The 18,634-nt window shown below is 43.4% G+C and carries 25 protein-coding genes and 1 pseudogene; 1 reads left to right on the top strand and 25 read right to left on the bottom strand.

From position 1 onward, the window contains the following. Positions 1–197 precede the first annotated feature (197 nt). Positions 198–1,358, top strand: a complete 1,161-nt coding sequence (locus NST33_RS08120) for a glycosyltransferase family 1 protein (protein WP_339307522.1) — start codon at positions 198–200, stop codon at positions 1,356–1,358. Between the two features lie 254 nt (positions 1,359–1,612). Here NST33_RS08120 and NST33_RS08115 read toward each other — a convergent pair. From NST33_RS08115 to NST33_RS07995, 25 genes and pseudogenes are all read right to left on the bottom strand, one after another. Continuing rightward, positions 1,613–1,867 (bottom strand): annotated as a pseudogene (locus tag NST33_RS08115) (IS30 family transposase); the annotation flags it as partial. 84 nt (positions 1,868–1,951) lie between these two features. Further along, on the bottom strand, positions 1,952–2,974 hold the full coding sequence (locus NST33_RS08110; RefSeq protein ID WP_339307520.1) for a phosphotransferase: 1,023 nt from the start codon (positions 2,972–2,974) through the stop codon (positions 1,952–1,954). Between the two features lie 125 nt (positions 2,975–3,099). Beyond that, positions 3,100–4,056 (bottom strand): IS30 family transposase, encoded by a 957-nt coding sequence (locus NST33_RS08105; protein WP_339307518.1) that lies wholly within the window; start codon positions 4,054–4,056, stop codon positions 3,100–3,102. 169 nt (positions 4,057–4,225) lie between these two features. Then, positions 4,226–4,447, bottom strand: a complete 222-nt coding sequence (locus NST33_RS08100; protein ID WP_339307516.1) for an RsiV family protein — start codon at positions 4,445–4,447, stop codon at positions 4,226–4,228. After that, positions 4,448–4,846 (bottom strand): DUF4163 domain-containing protein, encoded by a 399-nt coding sequence (locus NST33_RS08095; RefSeq protein WP_339307514.1) that lies wholly within the window; start codon positions 4,844–4,846, stop codon positions 4,448–4,450. It abuts the gene before it with no gap. A gap of 37 nt (positions 4,847–4,883) precedes the next feature. Then, on the bottom strand, positions 4,884–5,408 hold the full coding sequence (locus tag NST33_RS08090; protein WP_339183314.1) for an NUDIX hydrolase: 525 nt from the start codon (positions 5,406–5,408) through the stop codon (positions 4,884–4,886). Between the two features lie 297 nt (positions 5,409–5,705). Continuing rightward, positions 5,706–6,368, bottom strand: a complete 663-nt coding sequence (locus tag NST33_RS08085; protein ID WP_339307512.1) for an HAD family hydrolase — start codon at positions 6,366–6,368, stop codon at positions 5,706–5,708. Beyond that, positions 6,355–6,816 carry a GNAT family N-acetyltransferase gene (locus tag NST33_RS08080; protein WP_339307510.1) on the bottom strand — a complete coding sequence of 154 codons (462 nt, stop codon included), beginning with the start codon at positions 6,814–6,816 and terminating at the stop codon, positions 6,355–6,357. Before NST33_RS08080 ends, NST33_RS08085 begins: the two co-directional genes overlap by 14 nt. A 94-nt stretch (positions 6,817–6,910) precedes the next feature. After that, positions 6,911–7,081: a YHYH domain-containing protein gene (locus NST33_RS08075; protein WP_094030640.1), complete on the bottom strand. Its 171-nt coding sequence runs from the start codon at positions 7,079–7,081 to the stop codon at positions 6,911–6,913. 109 nt (positions 7,082–7,190) lie between these two features. Then, positions 7,191–7,967 (bottom strand): Cof-type HAD-IIB family hydrolase, encoded by a 777-nt coding sequence (locus tag NST33_RS08070; RefSeq protein WP_339307508.1) that lies wholly within the window; start codon positions 7,965–7,967, stop codon positions 7,191–7,193. Positions 7,968–8,048: 81 nt separating this feature from the next. Further along, positions 8,049–9,611 carry a PH domain-containing protein gene (locus tag NST33_RS08065; protein ID WP_339307506.1) on the bottom strand — a complete coding sequence of 521 codons (1,563 nt, stop codon included), beginning with the start codon at positions 9,609–9,611 and terminating at the stop codon, positions 8,049–8,051. Further along, positions 9,608–10,105 carry a PH domain-containing protein gene (locus tag NST33_RS08060; protein WP_221822741.1) on the bottom strand — a complete coding sequence of 166 codons (498 nt, stop codon included), beginning with the start codon at positions 10,103–10,105 and terminating at the stop codon, positions 9,608–9,610. The genes NST33_RS08065 and NST33_RS08060 overlap by 4 nt, the downstream gene beginning before the upstream one ends. A 129-nt stretch (positions 10,106–10,234) precedes the next feature. Next, entirely contained in the window at positions 10,235–10,795 is a 561-nt protein-coding gene (locus tag NST33_RS08055; protein WP_221822739.1) for a GNAT family N-acetyltransferase, read from the bottom strand. Between the two features lie 27 nt (positions 10,796–10,822). Beyond that, positions 10,823–11,245: a hypothetical protein gene (locus NST33_RS08050; protein WP_221822737.1), complete on the bottom strand. Its 423-nt coding sequence runs from the start codon at positions 11,243–11,245 to the stop codon at positions 10,823–10,825. 98 nt (positions 11,246–11,343) lie between these two features. After that, the gene (locus NST33_RS08045) at positions 11,344–12,024 is read right to left on the bottom strand and encodes a zinc dependent phospholipase C family protein (RefSeq protein WP_339307502.1); all 681 of its coding nucleotides are present in this window, start codon (positions 12,022–12,024) and stop codon (positions 11,344–11,346) included. Positions 12,025–12,162: 138 nt separating this feature from the next. After that, positions 12,163–12,942: a hypothetical protein gene (locus tag NST33_RS08040; RefSeq protein ID WP_221822732.1), complete on the bottom strand. Its 780-nt coding sequence runs from the start codon at positions 12,940–12,942 to the stop codon at positions 12,163–12,165. Between the two features lie 107 nt (positions 12,943–13,049). Further along, positions 13,050–13,211: a hypothetical protein gene (locus NST33_RS08035; RefSeq protein WP_221823555.1), complete on the bottom strand. Its 162-nt coding sequence runs from the start codon at positions 13,209–13,211 to the stop codon at positions 13,050–13,052. A gap of 171 nt (positions 13,212–13,382) precedes the next feature. After that, positions 13,383–13,715: an HIT domain-containing protein gene (locus NST33_RS08030; protein WP_221822730.1), complete on the bottom strand. Its 333-nt coding sequence runs from the start codon at positions 13,713–13,715 to the stop codon at positions 13,383–13,385. Between the two features lie 39 nt (positions 13,716–13,754). Further along, positions 13,755–14,345 carry an HD domain-containing protein gene (locus NST33_RS08025; protein WP_339307499.1) on the bottom strand — a complete coding sequence of 197 codons (591 nt, stop codon included), beginning with the start codon at positions 14,343–14,345 and terminating at the stop codon, positions 13,755–13,757. Positions 14,346–14,378: 33 nt separating this feature from the next. Then, positions 14,379–15,218, bottom strand: coding sequence for a GNAT family N-acetyltransferase (locus tag NST33_RS08020; RefSeq protein WP_339307497.1), 840 nt, complete (start codon positions 15,216–15,218; stop codon positions 14,379–14,381). Between the two features lie 53 nt (positions 15,219–15,271). Continuing rightward, a complete protein-coding gene (locus NST33_RS08015) occupies positions 15,272–15,724 on the bottom strand; it encodes a GNAT family N-acetyltransferase (protein ID WP_260632879.1) in 453 nt (150 codons plus the stop codon). Between the two features lie 4 nt (positions 15,725–15,728). Further along, positions 15,729–16,490, bottom strand: a complete 762-nt coding sequence (locus NST33_RS08010; protein WP_221822722.1) for an aminoglycoside adenylyltransferase domain-containing protein — start codon at positions 16,488–16,490, stop codon at positions 15,729–15,731. Between the two features lie 26 nt (positions 16,491–16,516). After that, a complete protein-coding gene (locus tag NST33_RS08005; RefSeq protein ID WP_339307494.1) occupies positions 16,517–17,410 on the bottom strand; it encodes a PhzF family phenazine biosynthesis protein in 894 nt (297 codons plus the stop codon). Further along, a complete protein-coding gene (locus tag NST33_RS08000) occupies positions 17,403–18,068 on the bottom strand; it encodes a Type 1 glutamine amidotransferase-like domain-containing protein (RefSeq protein WP_221822719.1) in 666 nt (221 codons plus the stop codon). The genes NST33_RS08005 and NST33_RS08000 overlap by 8 nt, the downstream gene beginning before the upstream one ends. Before the next feature lie 20 nt (positions 18,069–18,088). Next, positions 18,089–18,631 (bottom strand): GNAT family protein, encoded by a 543-nt coding sequence (locus NST33_RS07995; protein ID WP_221822717.1) that lies wholly within the window; start codon positions 18,629–18,631, stop codon positions 18,089–18,091. Positions 18,632–18,634 lie beyond the last annotated feature (3 nt).

Below are 18,634 nucleotides of genomic sequence, written 5' to 3'. Positions count from 1 at the left end.
TCGTGTAAATTTCAAGTTCAACTACGCCGACACGTTATTACATCATAGCAGAATACGCTATATAAGTTGAACTTATGGAAGTTTACATGTTCGTGCAGAAGTCATTTTACAGGGAATATCGTCAAGTTAACGTGCACTTGACCTCTGGAAAATGTTCCGCTGTTATGATCTTGGCATCACGAGTCTTGGGAGGGGTAATGATGCGCCTGGCCTTGTTCACAGACACCTATCTTCCGGAAACCAATGGTGTTGCTGGCACGCTCCACCGCTTGAGTAATCATCTGAACCGCAGAAGAATTGAACATCTGCTGTTTACTCCGAACTCCGTCATTGAAGGAAGCCATGAGACTCAAGTCCGATCGGTTGCCAACATCCCTTTTTTTCTGTATCCCGAATGCCGCATTGCTCTACCCAACAGAGCAAACACACACAAACAGCTACAAGCCTTTCAGCCCGATCTGCTGCATATCGCTACGCCTATTAATATGGGGCTGCTTGGCCTGAGGTATGCACTCAAACACCATCTTCCGCATGTTGTCTCCTACCATACCCACTTTGATCGTTATCTCGAATACTACCGGTTAAAAAGTATGATTCCGCTCTACTGGAAATATATCCAATGGTTCCACCGCGCCTGTGATGCAACACTGACTCCATCGCAGGAAACATTAAACACCCTGCAAGCCCAGGGCATTCAGCGTCTGAAACTTTGGTCTCGCGGGATTGATTGCAACCTGTACTCCCCTGATAAACACAGCTCGGATATCCGTGAACGATACCACATCACCGCTCCCCTTATTCTACTCTACGTTGGACGCATTGCCCCGGAAAAAGATATCGCTACGCTCACGACTACCATGCAGCAGCTGCCCCAGGAAATGCAGTCCCGTGTACACTGGATTATCGTTGGCGACGGCCCATCTCTCCCCAAAATGCGTCTGCAATCCCCATCCAATGTCACCTTTACAGGATATATGCATGGCGAAGAACTTGCTGTTATGTATGCTTCGGCAGATCTGTTTGTGTTTCCTTCCTCTACGGAGACATTTGGCAATGTGGTACTGGAAGCGATGGCTTCAGGACTCCCTGTGGTGGCGGCCAATGCCGGAGGTGTAAAGGATCTGATATCCCACCACCGTAACGGTGTTTTATTCGAGCCAGGTCAGGCTGATGCACTGATTCGGGAGATATGTCTCTGGGGAAATCACGTGAACCAATTGAGGATAATGGGACTGAAAGGCAGAAAGCTGGCTGAGCAGCGGTCGTGGGAGCATATTTTTGATACACTAATCGGGGATTATGAGGAGGCTATAGAACATCGGAACAGACGAACGAAAGATCGAATTATTACAGCGTAGTCGGACGAAATCAGCTTCTTCCAACAACCCATAATAACCGCCTCTGCCCTCTGTTAAGTTAAACTGGTTCGCCCCGTTCAGGCCGACCGTAGCAGCATGTGCACGCTACTACAGTCGGCCTGAAACATGTTTCCAATACACTTCATAACAAAACCTACATCTTGGAATGGGTTGAGCTGTTACACGGTATGTAGACACATAGAGCCTCATTTATTGGAATTATTTAAAATATTTCGATTGTATATGACAGATTGTCAAACCAAGTGCGACAGTTCCTCTGTGAAAGATTCGTGAGCGGTTCTCCAACCCAAGCATTTTCGTGGTCTGTGGTTTATTAGATCTAGTGAACTGGCAAGATCTTCATCCTCGACTTGAGCGAGATCGGTGCCTTTCGGGAAAAACTCTCGAAGCAATCCATTCGCATTCTCATTGGAACCGCGTTGCCAAGACGAATATGGATCAGCAAAATAAACGTGCAGGTCATGGCTTGTTTCCAGATTGGCATAGCATGTTATGAACAAACACTCTAAAAAGCGACCTATTGTAAATCATCACCATAAGATATCATTATTTTAGCCCGGTATCGGTTAGTATTAATCCACATTTACAGGCTTGATCACTTCGAATAAAAATGGATTACCATTTAAATATTCTCTTATGTATGCTTGGGCATACTTTTGTTCATCGATTAAACTGGTTGTTTCTCTTGGATCAGAGGCGTGATGGCAGCAGTTCTCGATCATGAACATGACAAAAAAACATTCCAGATCCCGAATATAGTCGGTTTCCAACTTCCTAATACTCTCATAACCTTGGATAAGCATCCATCGATGCTTTGGCCAAAGCTCCAATATGGTGCCTGCCATATCGTAGAGATAATATCCGTACCCACATCTTCCAAAATCAATCGGATAGGGTTGATTATCCTCAAAAACCATATTACCGGTATGTAAATCAGCATGAATGAGCCCATAGTTATGTTCACTTGGATGCATCGTGGTAAGTTGGGATACAACCTTCTCAGCTGCATCTTGATACAGCTTCCATCCCTCTTCGGATAAAAAACGCTCATAGTAACGTTCCAACTTAGCCATTTCACGTTTAAAACTTTCTACTCCCCAAGTAGGTCTTACAAAATCAGAAGGTGGATTGAAATCCTTTGCTGCTTCATGGAGCCTGCTCATCAATACACCTATATTATATGCTTGACTATCTGTAAATTCACCTACAACTTTTTCACCCTCTATCCATCGCATCATCGTTATATAAGGGCGCCTATATCCTGTCTCTGTTTCGATGTCCAATACATAAATACTATCACAATTTGCCATCCCTTCTGGTACTTTTAGATCTTTCGATTTGTTCAGTGCTTGTAACAGTAGGAGTTCCGAACGAATTTCCTCTCTGCTTAATCGGTCCGAATGAATGCGAAGTAAATAATTGTTATCTGTACTGGTTTCAATTTTATACGTGATCGTATCGCCGGATAGTTGAATAAACTGGATGTTATCCCATTCTACGTCATACTTTCGAATTGCAGATAAAGCGACTTTCCTTGCTCTGATTAATAACGCCCGCCGTTCTTCATCAGTATCAAATCTAAAAAAATCATTCATTTGTTATCCCCCTGCAATTTTTATGAAGTAAATTAACTACTTCTCTTATATGTTATTATAACGATAGTAAAAGCTTGGAAATATGTAATAAACAATTTAATTTAAACTATACTTACGACAGATTATCAAACCAAGTGCGACAGTTCCTCTGTGAAAGATTCGTGAGCGGTTCTCCAACCCAAGCATTTTCGTGGTCTGTGGTTTATTAGATCTAGTGAACTGGCAAGATCTTCATCCTCGACTTGAGCGAGATCGGCGCCTTTCGGGAAAAACTCTCGAAGCAATCCATTCGCATTCTCATTGGAACCGCGTTGCCAAGACGAATATGGATCAGCAAAATAAACGTGCAGGTCATGGCTTGTTTCCAGATTGGCATAGCATGCAAACTCCTTTCCCCGATCAGCCGTGGCTGTGAGGAAAGTGCCTGTGGGATACTGTGAGATGGCTACACCAAGCGCAATTTCCATAGACAGAGCAGTGCGATCAGGCATGAGAATGGCGGTATATAGACGGGTTTTGCGTTCAATGAGCGTGGCTATGCATCCTTTACTTTTCCCACGACTAGATACGACGGTATCCAGTTCCCAGTTCCCAAACGTTTCACGAGAACGAACCTCTTGGGGACGATCCGAAATGGATCTGCCAATGGCAAATTTACCGCGAGTTTCTGCGGGTTTCTGACGCTTTCCTTTGTGCCGAAGAACCTGTAACGTGCCTTGAACCAGTCGACCTGCGTAGATCCAGCGATAGATCGTTTTGAAGGATACTGCTGGCAAGCCTTCGGTACGGAAGCGTTGATTGATCTGTTTCGGAGACCACGTTGCCTTCAGTTTTTCCTCCAGTGAAGCAGCTAAGGTGCTTGACCATTTACCTGAAGAAACAGAGGATTGACGACGCTTCTCATAAGCGTTCTGAGCGTGTTCTGCCTGATAGGGATACGATGAATTAGCACGATCTAGTTCGCGGCAAATCGTGGACGAATGTCTCCCCAGTTCTTTTGCAATAGCTCTTGAGCTTTTGCCTTGTCTGTGGAGGATTTCTAGCTTGCTGCGTTCGATTATGCTAAGATGTGAATAACTCATGGACTGATTCTCCTTGTGTGAATGCTGGTGTGGTAACTTTCATTCTACACGAATCAGGCTGTGAGCCATTTTTTTATTTCAGTAGGGTGTCGCACTTCATATTACAATCCGTCATATAGAAAAAAGACATGACTCCTTAAACTGATTCATGCCTTTTATTGCATACGATCTATGTGTTGAATTTACTGAACGGGACTTTGATATCTACAAATCCTTTAGCGTAGGGTGCAACCTCATAAGGGTGGAATCGGATGACAATCCCTTTATCATATAAAAAGAATTCAGATGTTTGATCAAGCTGAAAATCATAAATATTTTCTTCAAAAATAGAAACTCCTGCATTATACATGGCTAATAGACTGTTTGAGATTGATTTCTCTACCTTCTTCATCTAAGTATCGTCTTTGACATACTCGCTTAGCTTCAGTTCTTTCCCCGTTCTTAAGTCATAGTTATATGACCTTGTCGCATCCATTCCATGTGCTCCCCCAGCGTACATATGATCTTCATACACCACAGATATCTTTTCTTTTGCATTGTATTTTACACTGGCCATGGTAGTGAAGGAATAATTCTTGTTTAATTTCTTGTCTTCTTTGTCCAGGCTAGCTGCCTTGACTGCGTGGAGTTTAAATGTCTTGTTCAGCATATCCGTCACAGATTTCTTTCCACCTGTAAGATGTATGTATTGCTGTCCTTTGTAATACTGGACCTTCGTTTTCACTGTAATCGTGCTTGCTGCCTCTACATGATTAATCGGAAGAATTATAGCAATCAGTACAATGAGCATAAGGTAATTTATCCATCTGAATTTTTTTATTCCAGTTCTATATTCCCACATTATCAACAAACCCCTTTGGCTCAAATGATATCGTTTCTTGCATTCTGTTCCATATTACCTGTGGAGTACCCTTTAGGTCTGCTCCGTTCTGGACGTTGCCAATCCAGATTTGTTCGTTTCCCGGATGCTGTAAATAGTGCCTGAGCGTCGCTTTGACCAGAATAGACGCATGCAAATCCAGCACCTCATCCAGCGGTATCCAAAACAACTCCCCTTCATCCGAGGGTACAAACCGTCGATGACTCGTCTCTCCGAAATATACAAACTGCTGCCAAATCTCACCACCGTTAACCTCTAACAGAATATATCGAAGCCGAAAGTGTTCGACATCCGCTTGCTTGAATCCGGTCTCTTCTTCAATCTCCCGATAGCTGGCGGTCATGGGCGTGTTCAGTTCCCCTTGTTCCAAATGTCCGCCAATGCCACCCCAGAATTCAAAATCAAACAATCTGCTACCCGCCTTCTTCATCATCAGCATGTCTGAGCCATTGCTCAAAAATGCTGTAGCCATCTGTCTAATCTCCATATGTACCTCGCTTTCCAAACTGTAATTATAGGAATCTACTTGTCTATATAAACTGAACTAAAGAATATTTACACTAGACACTCCGATGACAGAACAACCTTCCGATCACTGTTATCCCCAGATTTTTTTGATTCCTTTCCTAAAGGGTAAATCCGGGGATAAAGGCGAGGTTTATGCTTCCGAAGTAGCTTTCTTTCAGAAAGCTTTTAGCTCCGCTTCTTTAGGTTATTTCTGTCCTCTACGTTTTGTGTAAATGTTATATTCAATTTATATAACCGCCTTCTACAGCAATTTCTTCAGCTTACTTAGATGCTCAATCGTATGTAAAGGACCAGTCGTAATGGTGTCCTGCCATGGCTGGTTAACCTTCATCCAGATCGTACTCATGCCAACGCTTGCCGCTCCTTGAATATCGTTCACCGGATGATCGCCAATGTAGATGCATTGCTCTGGGCTTAGACCGAAATGATCGAGCGCAAGCTGAAATATGCGTGGATCGGGCTTTTTGACTCCTGCCTCTTCTGAAACAATAATATGGTCGTAATCCTCCCGGATACCGAGTTGATCGATTTTTCCATACTGAATATCGGTCTGCCCATTGGTAATTAACCCGGTTTGGTATTTCCCCCGCAGATGCTGAACGACTTCTCGCGCTTGTTCCATCAGAACTGAACTTCGCACATACTCTCTGCCATAAAACTCCATCAGTTCTGCATGTGGCGGATGTTCTGCCCAAGGCAGTTCATTCAACAACTCGTTGAACAGAAGGGGTTTGTCCTTATAACCATCCTGGTCGAGTTCAATAATTCGTTTACTTATCTCTTCGGTTGACTCCAAGTGACCAAAATAGGTCTTGATTAAACGCTGCGTGAAGCCGCCAAAGGTCATCGTTCTGTTCAGAATTGTATTATCCAAATCAAAAATAACCGCTTTAATATGATCCATCTTCCTTCTCCCCCAATTCCAGTACATGCGTTATCTTCTCCATACTCGTCACTTCTCTAAATCCCAAGTCGCGATAAAAAGATCCAGCAACCGGTTGATCCGTGTACAGAACCAGTCGAGCGTAATGATTCTCCGCTTTCTGAATAACCGCATCCATCAGCCTGCGCCCAACCCCATGTCTTCGAAATTCTCTCATCACATAAAGCCTGCGAATTCTTCCGGTATCAGTCATTTCAGTATAAGGATCTCTGTTCAAACCGCAGATCCCAACAACCTTATCGTGCATTCTGCATTCAAAAAGCGCTTCATCTTCTTGCTCAAATGTATTAATTCCTGTCTCATATTCATGGATTAATCGCTTGATATGTCTGAACCCCTCATTGGAGCTTTCGGCCAGCATCGCCACTAACTCTTCACGATTCCATACCGATATCTCCTGTATCCGCATGGTGTAACCGCCTCCATCATTTTAAATCAATGGTACACATGCAAACCCAACCATACATTGAACGATGGCTGGGTTTATCTTGTACAGCTCATTCTCATTTTTTCTTTTTGTGATAGTGATAACCCGTGCACAGACCCTTTTGTTTGGATTTGGCTGAACAATTATGTCCACCATTCTTATCCAGTCTGCCTGGATGAGCATAAGCGGAAGAGGATACACCTACAAGTACGACAAGAGACAGGATTACGATAACAACCTTTTTCATAAGTCACCCTTCGATCAACACCCTATGCTTTAGGGCTTAATACGTGCTATATCATTCTACATTATAATCCACAATTTGGATATCCTTCATCTTTTTAGCCGATCCATTCTCATAAAATCTTAAATTGCTTTAATGCACGGGTGACTCCATCTTCACTTGCCCGCAGGGTGACATAATCGGCGCTTTGTTTAATTCGTTCTCCGCCATTTCCCATCGCAATTCCGATTCCCGCATACACTAATAGATCCACGTCATTCTCCCCATCGCCAAAGGCCATTGTTTCCTCTCTGGATATCTTCAGGTAGTCGAGAACTTTCTCTGCGGCTATAGATTTGCTGACTTCGCTCGCTTCCAGCACATTCACTACATACGGATGGAATCTCACGAATCGTAAGGAAGGAAATCTGGATTGGAATTTCTCCGTCTCCGCTTCATCTGCATATAAACAGATGCAATATACGTCCTGTTCCAACGTGCTAATTTTCTGCGGGGAATCCATGAGTCCAAGTGTATCTCTTAACGCCTCAGTAACACGACCATCTACTGTACACAACCCGTTTGTCTCAAATGACTCTGTAAAATATGAAATACTGTGCCCCTGCAACTCGGCAAACTCACTGAATGCTCTAACCATCTGTGCTGAAAGTACAGACTTATGTATCACTTCATTACCTGCTTTGATCAATGCTCCATTAGCCGAAATGATCGTATCGATTCCGAGATTTCTGAATTCTTCGCATAAATTATAGGGCCTGCCTGTGACGAGTACCACTCGAACGCCTTTACGAATCAATCCCCGGATCGACTCAGCTGTACGCGGTGATAAACTCCGATCTATTTCGCTCAACAATGTACCGTCCACATCAAAGAACACAGCTTTCAGCAAATTGCTCTTCCTCCTCTATTTTCAATTAAAAAGAGCAAGCACAGAATAACCTGATGTGGTCTTCCTGCACTTGCTCTGCAATTAACGGGTCTGAACATCTTGGGTACGTCCCATGTACCATGATTGAAATGATTTGGCCGTATCCAGGGAAATGTCATGTGCCCGATGATGCAGTACTGGTTTGGCGCGGTTTACCGTATGAATGGAAGCCACACCGAACCAACGCTGTAACACATTACGGGTGATCTGCACTTCGATGACTTTCTCACGTTTGGAGATGAAGAGTGTTGAAGTGAGCGCTCCGGTTCGAAGTTGAATGAAATTCTGATGCAGAATGTATCGGGTATGGAAAAAGTCCATCACTCTGCATGTTCCAATCCACACGAGCAGAATCGCGGAAATCATCCACCAGGCATGTTTCTGGCCAAACACCAATGGTTTGAAGTACCACAATAAACCCGTGATTATGATCCATCCCCAGCTTGGTTTGAGCAGGCGCAGCCATAGTGATATTCGTGGAAGTTTTTCCATCTCCTGCGTTACCCGATAGGATGGCAGGATCTCCTCAATCAGGATATAGGCTTGCTTCACAGGCAAGAAAGGATAAAGCGAATTCACCTCCTGCTCGGATTCCCCCAGACTACCCGCAGTCGTCAGTTCTACTTCCGCCAGTCCAAGCAGCCTTTTCATCGGTGACTGTGTAATTTTCACGGCCTGGACTCGCTCTTTCAAGATTGAAAATGACGTTTGCTCCATCATGCCCTTCGAGATATAAATCCGCTTGGCATCCGAGGTGATCTGGAAATTCCCATATTTTACGAAGGTTCTGACTATGCCCAGAGCAATAGATATAATCAATAAAACTAAAATCATCAAACCGGCAATCCACCAGGAATCAAGCCAGGTTAATAACAAACTTTCCGTTACTTCTTCATCAGGGAAGAAGTCCTTCACCCAGGAATAAAGCGTAGCCAAGACCGGAATCAGTACGAGAAAACTAAGCGAGGTAAAGGATGCTTTGAATATGTCCTTGCGGGTGGAGTGATAATGAACAATCCGTTCCTGTTTTTCTTTTGCAGGTAGAGACATCGCTTCAACAGTTATAAAAGGTTCGGATTGCGCCTCTCTCTCTTCCATAACCTGAACTGCATCCAACGTATCATGTTCCTCTGCTGCCCCTGCTGTTTCTGCTTCTTCAGCCATATGACCTGCTACAATTTTCTCCAGCTGTTCCGCTTCGGAAAGTGAAACAACGTGTAACTGAAAGGTAGCATCTTCTCCCTTAATTCCGGTCTCGAATCGAATCGACGTCACGCTGAACAACCGATGAAACAGCGTTGTATGACGATTCACATTCTGGACCTTCGTATAAGGTATCGTTCTTCGGGTACGGTTAAACACACCACTGTAGATGTGAAAAGCCTTAACGTCTGCTGTATAACGAGAAGTAAACCACTTCCAGATGATCGACACAATGCCGATGGAAATCCCCGCATAAAAGGCGATCCTTCCATAGAAAAGCCATGGGGACTCTGATCCCTGACGGAAAACAAACAAAAACAGGACGATGGCGAACGAATTCTTCACCAGTTTCCACAGACTCCACAGCATGGTTAATGGATGATGTCGCTTCAGATCGATCATTCATCCACCTCATTAATCCGCGCATAGGATGCAATCTGATGACGGAGTGCAAGCGCGACTTCCTCTGGCAATGCCGGGATTTCATGCGATGAACCCATCGTGCCAACCGATACGGAATAGAGTCCATATTTTCGCATCAAAGGTCCCTGATTTGTTGTAACCGATTGCACTTTTGCCATGGGGATGATCTGATGTACCTTGGTTAGCGCCCCACGCTTCAGTTGCAGGAACTCCTCATTCACATCATAGTACCAATGCTTGTATAACCATGTCGGCTGGATCAAAATATCCCACACCGCGTAGAGCACAGATATGGCTGTAACGCCCCACAAGATCCAACCAATCCACGTCTTCCATCCATAGATGGAGTCGAGTATTAACAGTACGGCAAGGATCAGAAAGCCTATTACATTCCATATGATGGCGCTAATTCTCCACAAGTTTACCGCATAAGGGGAAAGCCTCTGCTCGGGTATATTCCACTGTATTGACATATGTTCACTCCTTTTCCTCGGGTACATAAAAACACACATGATACACTGTACGAATAATCGTCCACGATCGATGCAAAAAAATAAAGAGATGACCCCTATACAATACAGGTCGTCATCTCTTTTGTTCATTCATTTTACTATAAAATCCTGTACTTCACACAGCCATACCATATGGTCAGTTCCTTCGCCCCAGTAGTTCTTCGCCACCACATAGGGTTCACCGAATTTGCGTTGCCACTTTTTCTGTGCGATCTGGTAACCGCTATCCAGGCAGAATTGCTCAATTCCCAGCCGCTGCAGTTCAGTAACCAGGGCGAGAATCAGCGCCGAACCAACCCCCTGTCCTTGAACCTCGGGCAACACATACAGGCTACCCAGTTCTCCGATACCGTTTAGCCGACCCTCTGTACATTCTCGAATCTCCTTACCACACGGTCCATACGAGATTGTGCCTACAATAACATCTCCCATTTTGGCGACGAGGAAAAATACACTTGGTTCTATGTTGTCCTTTGCTTGCAATGCCTTGTGAATCATCGCTTTTTTCTGTGCTATTTCATCCTGAATATCATCCAGAAGCGAGCCAATCCCCTCCTTATCAAATGCTGAGGGAATGGTTGTCTCGAACACCTGATACACTCCATCTGCATCCGATCGCGTCAAAGGTTCAATGGTAATTTTGTCATCCACAGGTTCTTCTCCGTTCCATTTACCTTCTTAATCTGTACGTCGCTGAATCAGTCTTCTTATTTGATTCGAATCCTCAAGAGGAATGCTATATCCAGTGTGCGTGTCTTCATGGTTTACTAACACGCCTTGCATCTTGGGATCCATTCCTAATGAAAAATCATACCGTGTTATCGAGCCATCCACATTGGTTATGCTCAGGTCGTACTGTGTACCATAATCGAGAATGCCGGGCATACGCTCAGCCTTATGTATGGCCTCCATCATGATCCGTATCTCGTCAGATCGATCAAACTTAACATCTTGGCATGGTTCCAAAGTGAGGTTTGGATTACAGGTTAAGGTGATCAGCACAGGAAGCCCCTCTTCCGCGTTCGATTCATTCGGTTTACTGCACCCTGCAATGAATGCGGCAATGACACATACGAGCAACACTCCTACATATTTCACCATACTGCACGCCTCCCTGACTTAGTATTAAATAAACTAGTAATGAGTAGAGAAGTAATAAATACAGTATATAATGACTCAACTGCACTAACTATTTATATTCATATCAAGTTACGTAACTCCGGGTCCCATGAAGACAACAAAGCGATCAGTCGCTCTAAGGTCTCTTCCACAAATACCTGAACTCTCTCACCCGTGATGAACTCAGGAGTAATTCCCGGTTCTTCCCCATTAAGAAAAGAAAACGTGTGGTCCCGCCAGCGTACAATCTCATCAGCAGTTAAACGATCCGTCATGTCATAACCCGGTGAACTGTTGAGCACCTGCCATACCTCTTCGCTCCAACTTGAACCTTGATAGAGATTAAAATCGATCTGGTCCGTCTCCTGGTAATATAAACGCGCTAGTTCATCCTTCGATCTGCTACTGCCTGTATGTTGGTCTACCTTGTTGACCCGTTCGACGAATTCGGGATGCACACTACGGAACCAGTAATAGTCTGTTAGCACATGCATAAAGTATCCTCGCACAAACCACTTCCATCCTTCATCGGTAAGTTGGTGCATATAGAATGAGTAAAGATCCTTCAATTCACCAACGTAATCTCCATCATCTTTCGGGTTGAAATGGGTGTACTCCTTATCATCTCTGGTTGTACCTTCACGCATATGTATGGAATCCGGGGCGATATTCCCCAGATAGAATGAACCTCGATCAGTCTGCATTTGCAGCGAGTCTGCAATCAGATTAGCAATATTGAGATGAACCATAGGTAACGGCATAGAGTTAATCTCCTTTTATCGGGAAGTATTCTACTATACTTAGTAAAAAGAAACGATATAACCTACTGGTGCAACGTACAGATCACTGGAATAGTGAGACTTCGCTAGGTTCCATCCTTTTTCACCGTAGATGCGTGATTATCCCTGAACTCTCTCCACTTGCATGCGGTCAAACAGCTGCTCCAGATCCGTATGGTACTCCGGGTGCTCCTTCACAAGCAGACTAATATATTCCGACCCACATTCATAGAACATCAAGCGGTTAAACGGAGCTGTATCTCCAAAATGATTGCTTTCCTGCCCAAATTTTGCCCGAATCAGATTCTCAATATAACGAGCGTAACCCTCGTTCCACTCCAACCAGCTCCAGTACTCGGCTTGTTCTTCATTTAATGAAGTGAACAACGCCTTTCTGGCTGTGTGTACTTGTATCAGGTCTTTACTCTTCAAAGCAGACAACAATGAGTTAATCCGTTCCACAACGACTTCATTTTCATAGGGAAACTCATAATCCAGTTCCCATGTCACACGCTTCAGTTGGTCCATTTTATGCTTAATCTGAAGACGGTTGACGATCCGTTCATCATATTTCTCATATACATAACAATGAACATATTCATGGAATAGATAGACTTTCTGCTCCAGATCTTTGAACGCTGCATCCGTTACAATCGCACACATTCGTCCGTTCATATGATGCACCGGCATTGCCGCAAGGCACTCATCTGGAATATATAAATCGTCCGGTACCGTCTTCACCCACTCATATTGCTGCGTTTTGGACGAATAATCATAGATATATAATAAAGCTTCATAGGCTACAACTACTGGATAATGTTCTGCAAACAAAGGATGTAGACTAACCAAGTCTTTCTGAAGCTCGTTTAACTCGTTAATTTGCTCTAAAAAAGCATCCATATCATTAACCTCTCTTTACTGGATTGATGCGTTAATCATACTAGAATAGAAAAGATAAAACACTGAGAGAAAAATGATAATTCTGTTCGAGTATGAGATGCTGAACGTTAGAAATGCTCTCCGCGTTTCTCATACAGGTAGATATCCAGTGCCTGAATCCCACGTCGGGCTAGCTTAATAAACAGGATCAGCGCATACACGCCCAGTCCATATAACAACACATTAATCAACATTGCGAATATTGTAATGATAGAACCAAACATCATCATTATTCCTCCTAATTAGTCTATTAAATTATCACTCCCTATTCTAGCATATTTTTCCTCAGTTAACTTTTCTGGTAGATGTAAGGGCATTTAGAGTACTTATAATTAAAAATAAAAAAAACCTTCCATACCCGTGTGAGAAGGTGGGAGATTTATAATCCGGTATACAGTTTCCTAAGTTCGTTCACCACTGACTATATGCCAATGTTGATGCTTCGAGTCTTGATAGTTGCCCAAGTTAGTTATAATCTTCGACGAGCCTGTCTGGTTCACCATGTCAGCAGCAATCTTTTTAATGACACGCATCATTTCCAATAAAAGTTCATCATTATTCTCTGCTTCTTGGGAAATGAATGACCGGATATGAATCTTGGGAATTACCACGATATGGTGTTCGTAGTATGGTCGGGTATGGTGATAGGCTAATACTTGATCTGTTTCCCAAACAATATTTACTTTTGTTTTACCACTGAGCACTTCATCACAATAAAAATCCTCTGTCATCATGCTCCTCCTTCTTCAAAGTACATACGATTAAACGTATCCTTATGATTTGGTCAAGATTCCCTGGTCCACAGATTTCTGAATAAGCTGCTCCGCATACTCCCACAATGTTTCGGAACCGTTTGCAATCTCACGGTTTCTGTTTAACACCTGATCACTTGTAATGTTATATTTCTGCCACGTATCTCCCTCATTCTGATGATTGTGGATCAGAGGCTGCAACCGATCAAGAGATGAGGCAAATTGTGCTTCAGGAGTCTGCTTTGCTTCAAACTCTAACCATAATTGGAGTAGTTCTTCAGCCTGTTCCTTAGGCAACATACCAAACAGCCGATGAGCCGCCTGGAGTTCACGATCGTATTTATCCGTGTGTCCCACCGTATCGTAAGCGAATGTATCTCCGGCATCAATCTCGACCAGATCATGAACGAGAAGCATCTTAATGACTTTGAGGATATCCACATCCTTGTTGGCATGACTCTGCAAAACCAAAGCCATCATCGCCAGATGCCAGGAATGCTCCGCATCATTTTCAAGTCTCTCACCATGCATAATTCTCGTCTTTCGTTCAATCGTTTTGAGTTTATCAATCTCAATGAGAAAGTGAATCTGATCCTGTAATGAGTCGCTCATAGCACATCCTCCTTCATTTTTCCGATTCACAATCTATATAGAGAGGTCATACCAGTAGACTTTATAGTTAAAATCGAGTGACATCCCCATGCCTTGTGCCAGATGAATTGAGCCTGCATTGTCCGGTGAACAATCCCAATACGGATGTATGCCTACACGACCGCATTCTTCCACAAAAGCTTTTGCCACCTTCGCACCATAATTCCTTCTTCTGTAGACTTCAACCGTTTCAATATCAACTGCATGTGTCTGATCTGCGATAAATGCCGAAAGGCAAACACACGCGATATCATCGTTATGCACTGCAATATAGCCAAATCCATGTTGTAAAAAAACATCTATTGTCGTCCAGAAGTAAGAGATTTTATCCTTCAGGAATTGAGAATTGTTATATCTTTTCTCTCCTAATAGTACTTCATCTATCCTGAGAATTCTGACTTCCTCGTCCTGTGAAGCACATATGTCGAGAGGTACTTGATGACTTATCGAATCTGGATTCAATTTGAATACATGTTGAATATCACTGGAAATCTCTCTTTTCCCGGAGATGTGCCGAAGAACATCTTCCCAGGCTTCGTCCACCACACCAATTTCAACAGCATGCATATGTAAGTCCAATAACTCAGGTTCAATACGTTCCCGCATGTACTCTTTCAATTCATTCAGAAAGGGCTCACTTCGAGAGTCGCCGATCAACTGAAAACCGGACTGTCCATGTATCCAAATTAGTGCTGCTGTGATATTCTCTGCATCATCTACATAGATCCGTCCCGGGTTCAAGCCAGACGCCACCGCCTTGACTTCAATATTCTGACACGAGTCCGTGAGATGTTTTACTTTATGGAATTCATGTTTATTAATCTCGGTAATCATAGATTCATTCCTCCCGAATTCAAGACAACGCCCTAAAGCGTGTGTAACCTCTATTAAATCTTATATTCATAGATTCTCGTCTCTTCATCATCAAGCAGATATCCTTTGCCGATATAGGCCCAGTTATTTTTTTCATAATAATCGGTCAGATCAGTACACAAATACAGCTTGTCATACCCTTTTGCTTTCACCTCATTCAATGCATGGGTCTGGAGTTGTCCACCCAGATTCTGGCCCCGATATTCTGGATCAACATGAAGACACGCAAACCAGGGAAAAAGATCCTGCCTGCTATTCAGATCACTTCGCAACAAAGCGCACCCACCGATAATTCGGTCTCCGTCCAACATCACATAAAATCTTGGTACATCACTCTCTGTATCCACAGAACGCTCTATACAATCCCGATAGAAATGGAAGCTTGATTCCGAGCCCCATTGTTTCCAGAAATACTGTACTGCTTCTTGCAGCACGTCCGGCTTCTGCCGAATATCAATAATTTGCAAAATGTTAATCTCCCTTCAATTGGATCTGATTCAACATATATTCCGCATACTCCCGAAGTAAGGCTTCACTCAAATTCACATTCTCCAAATCACCATTGTACTTTGCAAGACATTGTGAGATGACTTCCTTGTATTTAGTGGGAAGGTTTGTAAGTGCCCATTCTCCTGCTTCTCGCTTGGAATGAATGACTGAATCTTTCACGTACAAAAGAACCCGGGATAGACTCAATACATAGTAGACTGGGTTGTCCGCAATTTCTTCCATAGCTGAACTCACGTCCGATGTAATTGAGGCAATCATATGTTCACGATTTTCCGGTTGGAACAGATCCTTAATGGGTTTACCATCCAGCACAATACCTCGATCATAGATGACAGCCATATGTGCTACCAGATCCGGATCTTCATATCCACCACAGAGATATTGCTCTTCCGTTCGATATTTCTCCCGGTGATAGGCAGAATAATGAAATTCGAAAGGAGTAGGGTATGCCATACTTACAATCGTAGATTCCAGCACAATACTGAGTTCAAAACCTTTCGTAATGTGCATCTCATCTTCAATATGCATTAACTTTTGTGCAATCCTTCGATAAGTGTCGGCAGATCGCTTTTCCCGGCTAACGACCAATATATCGATATCACTCTGATTTGGATGAAAGCATCCCATGGCCATAGAACCGTGTAAATATATTCCCACCAAGGCATCCGTTAATTCTTCTTTCAAGACACGAGTAACGCTATCTAAAACAGTCTTTTCATTCAACAAGATCAACTCCTTTAGGTATATGATCAGGTGTCCAATTCAACGTTCAGTTCACGCACAAATACAGCTGTCCCCTTTATTCTGACATCCATATCCTCACCATCCCGAATCACACTCACTTGAATCTTTCCATCTCTTCCAATCTCATGCCCTTGCTCTACCACAAACTGTACCTCATCAATCTCCGGTTTCACATAGGTTAAATAATAAGCACCCATCACCCCGGAGGCTGTTCCAGTCACTGGATCTTCAGTCGTACCAGAGTAAGGTGAAGAGAAATGTCTGGCATGCATCATCGCATCGGAATCACGGGTTTCGAAACAAAAGGGATGCAGGGAAGCTTTGGGAGTCTCAATTAAAATTCCAGGGAACAGGGAAGAATCCGGTTTCATTTTCATAAAAGAGTTCAGTTCACGAGTCGGGATTAATAACGTCCAGGTTCCTGTACTTCCATAAACGATTGGCGTGGAAAGGTCAACATCATTCAGAGTGAGATTGATGGCGCTTACCAGCTTCTCGATATCCCCCTGGAATGGTATAAACTGCGGCTGATCCTGTTTCATTTCCATGTAAATGGTGTCGGCATTGCGCTCAAATCGTATGGGTAATGTACCTACATTGGTTTCAATTGTGATCAATTCTTTGTCACTTAACATACCACGCGTCTTCAAACCATACAGTGATGCCATTGTGGCATGACCACACAGATTAATCTCATGCCCCGGTGTAAAATAACGTAGTCTGACGTCAGCTACTTCAGAGTTCAACACAAATACCGTCTCATTAAAACCAACCTTATAAGCGATCTGCTGCATCTCCATCTCACTGAAATGATCAGCATCAAAAACCACTCCTGCCGGGTTACCTTGACCCGGAACGGTAGAGAAAGCATCATAATGATAGACCGTAATATTACTCATCAACAGACCCACTCTCTCTGTAATCTACGAGACTCACATTTCCATATAACTCTACGCTTTCACCATCCATTACAAGCCCGCCACCATCTTGGCACACATAAACAGCCGTACGATTAACACGGGTATACTCTCTTAATGAATTCAGGGTGTCTTCCGAACCATCCCAGTGCGGTGCAAACTCAAAATCAACGAGCCCCAGCGCTTTTATATCATTCAAACCCACTTTATTTTCATCTGCATCTTCCCCATACCCGGCTATCTCTATCGTAGGTGTAGTCAGAATACTGCCTGCGCTGACCCCAATCAGAATGCCGCCACTCTTCACATAGGAACGCAGCAAACCAACCATATTTCTCTTCTGTAATAAACTTAGAAAATAAAACGTATTTCCGCCGGATAGATGAATCCCATCACATTCGAAAATAGCGCCAAATGTGCTCTCCTCATACTCCAGATCAAGATCATAATATTGAATGTTATCTACTCCTAATTTATTATAGTAACGTCTAGTGTGTTCAAAATACTTTCGCTCCGGATCGGAGCACGAAGGGATATATCCGATGGAAGGCTGTGCACTTTCGAATAAGCTTCGTATTCTCTGATCCAATTTATCATTAGACTCGAAGAGCAAATCACTTAACAGAACCAACGTAGTCATCTTATTTCCTCCCGTACCTATTAGACAGACTTAAATTCTCTATCCAAAATCGAGAAAAAGTACTGGTCGGTCCACTGATTGTTCCACCATAGCTCTTCCTGGAAGATGGCCTCCCGTGTCATACCCACATGCTGCATCAGTGCGGCAGAGCGAACATTTTGTGAATTGCACATGCCAACGACCTTATGAGCTTGTAACTCTTGAAATACAAATTGTAACAAAAGAAGGGTAGCTTCACTCCCGTATCCTCTCCCTGCATATTCCGAAAGTACAGCGAATCCAAGTTCCCAACTTTTGCGGTAATCCACATAACTCCACATCTGAACTATACCAATGGGGGTATCTTCCGGATCATTTATGCGGCGTATAACGAAATCATAGGCATATGGTTTCTCATCTGCGAGAGCAAAATGGCTGCGATATTTCTCACGGACCTTTTCCTCATCCGTTTCAACAGTTTCCTCAAAGCTCCATATATTTGTGTCACATTCAAGTTGACATATGAAGTCGAGGTCCTGTTCTGTGACTGATGTTATTCTTACCTTCTCTCCCACGAATTCCATGTG

The sequence above is a fragment of the Paenibacillus sp. FSL L8-0435 genome (assembly GCF_037965655.1).
Classification (GTDB): Bacteria; Bacillota; Bacilli; order Paenibacillales; family Paenibacillaceae; genus Paenibacillus.
The sequence above is the reverse complement of the archived record's forward strand: the minus strand, read 5'-3'. Positions and strand labels throughout refer to the sequence as shown.

Excerpts from the sequence above, each read along its gene's own strand:
- NST33_RS08060 (WP_221822741.1), bottom strand. The coding sequence starts at position 10,105 with ATGTCAATACAGTGGAATATACCCGAGCAGAGGCTTTCCCCTTATGCG.
- NST33_RS08080 (WP_339307510.1), bottom strand. The coding sequence starts at position 6,816 with ATGCGGATACAGGAGATATCGGTATGGAATCGTGAAGAGTTAGTGGCG.
- NST33_RS08035 (WP_221823555.1), bottom strand. The coding sequence starts at position 13,211 with ATGATGATGTTTGGTTCTATCATTACAATATTCGCAATGTTGATTAAT.
- NST33_RS07995 (WP_221822717.1), bottom strand. The coding sequence starts at position 18,631 with ATGGAATTCGTGGGAGAGAAGGTAAGAATAACATCAGTCACAGAACAG.
- NST33_RS08105 (WP_339307518.1), bottom strand. The coding sequence starts at position 4,056 with ATGAGTTATTCACATCTTAGCATAATCGAACGCAGCAAGCTAGAAATC.
- NST33_RS08030 (WP_221822730.1), bottom strand. The coding sequence starts at position 13,715 with ATGATGACAGAGGATTTTTATTGTGATGAAGTGCTCAGTGGTAAAACA.
- NST33_RS08000 (WP_221822719.1), bottom strand. The coding sequence starts at position 18,068 with ATGACTACGTTGGTTCTGTTAAGTGATTTGCTCTTCGAGTCTAATGAT.
- NST33_RS08100 (WP_339307516.1), bottom strand. The coding sequence starts at position 4,447 with ATGAAGAAGGTAGAGAAATCAATCTCAAACAGTCTATTAGCCATGTAT.
- NST33_RS08120 (WP_339307522.1), top strand. The coding sequence starts at position 198 with ATGATGCGCCTGGCCTTGTTCACAGACACCTATCTTCCGGAAACCAAT.
- NST33_RS08020 (WP_339307497.1), bottom strand. The coding sequence starts at position 15,218 with ATGATTACCGAGATTAATAAACATGAATTCCATAAAGTAAAACATCTC.
- NST33_RS08065 (WP_339307506.1), bottom strand. The coding sequence starts at position 9,611 with ATGATCGATCTGAAGCGACATCATCCATTAACCATGCTGTGGAGTCTG.
- NST33_RS08095 (WP_339307514.1), bottom strand. The coding sequence starts at position 4,846 with ATGCTCATTGTACTGATTGCTATAATTCTTCCGATTAATCATGTAGAG.
- NST33_RS08005 (WP_339307494.1), bottom strand. The coding sequence starts at position 17,410 with ATGAGTAATATTACGGTCTATCATTATGATGCTTTCTCTACCGTTCCG.
- NST33_RS08090 (WP_339183314.1), bottom strand. The coding sequence starts at position 5,408 with ATGGCTACAGCATTTTTGAGCAATGGCTCAGACATGCTGATGATGAAG.
- NST33_RS08045 (WP_339307502.1), bottom strand. The coding sequence starts at position 12,024 with ATGCCGTTACCTATGGTTCATCTCAATATTGCTAATCTGATTGCAGAC.
- NST33_RS08075 (WP_094030640.1), bottom strand. The coding sequence starts at position 7,081 with ATGAAAAAGGTTGTTATCGTAATCCTGTCTCTTGTCGTACTTGTAGGT.
- NST33_RS08085 (WP_339307512.1), bottom strand. The coding sequence starts at position 6,368 with ATGGATCATATTAAAGCGGTTATTTTTGATTTGGATAATACAATTCTG.
- NST33_RS08040 (WP_221822732.1), bottom strand. The coding sequence starts at position 12,942 with ATGGATGCTTTTTTAGAGCAAATTAACGAGTTAAACGAGCTTCAGAAA.
- NST33_RS08025 (WP_339307499.1), bottom strand. The coding sequence starts at position 14,345 with ATGAGCGACTCATTACAGGATCAGATTCACTTTCTCATTGAGATTGAT.
- NST33_RS08050 (WP_221822737.1), bottom strand. The coding sequence starts at position 11,245 with ATGGTGAAATATGTAGGAGTGTTGCTCGTATGTGTCATTGCCGCATTC.
- NST33_RS08110 (WP_339307520.1), bottom strand. The coding sequence starts at position 2,974 with ATGAATGATTTTTTTAGATTTGATACTGATGAAGAACGGCGGGCGTTA.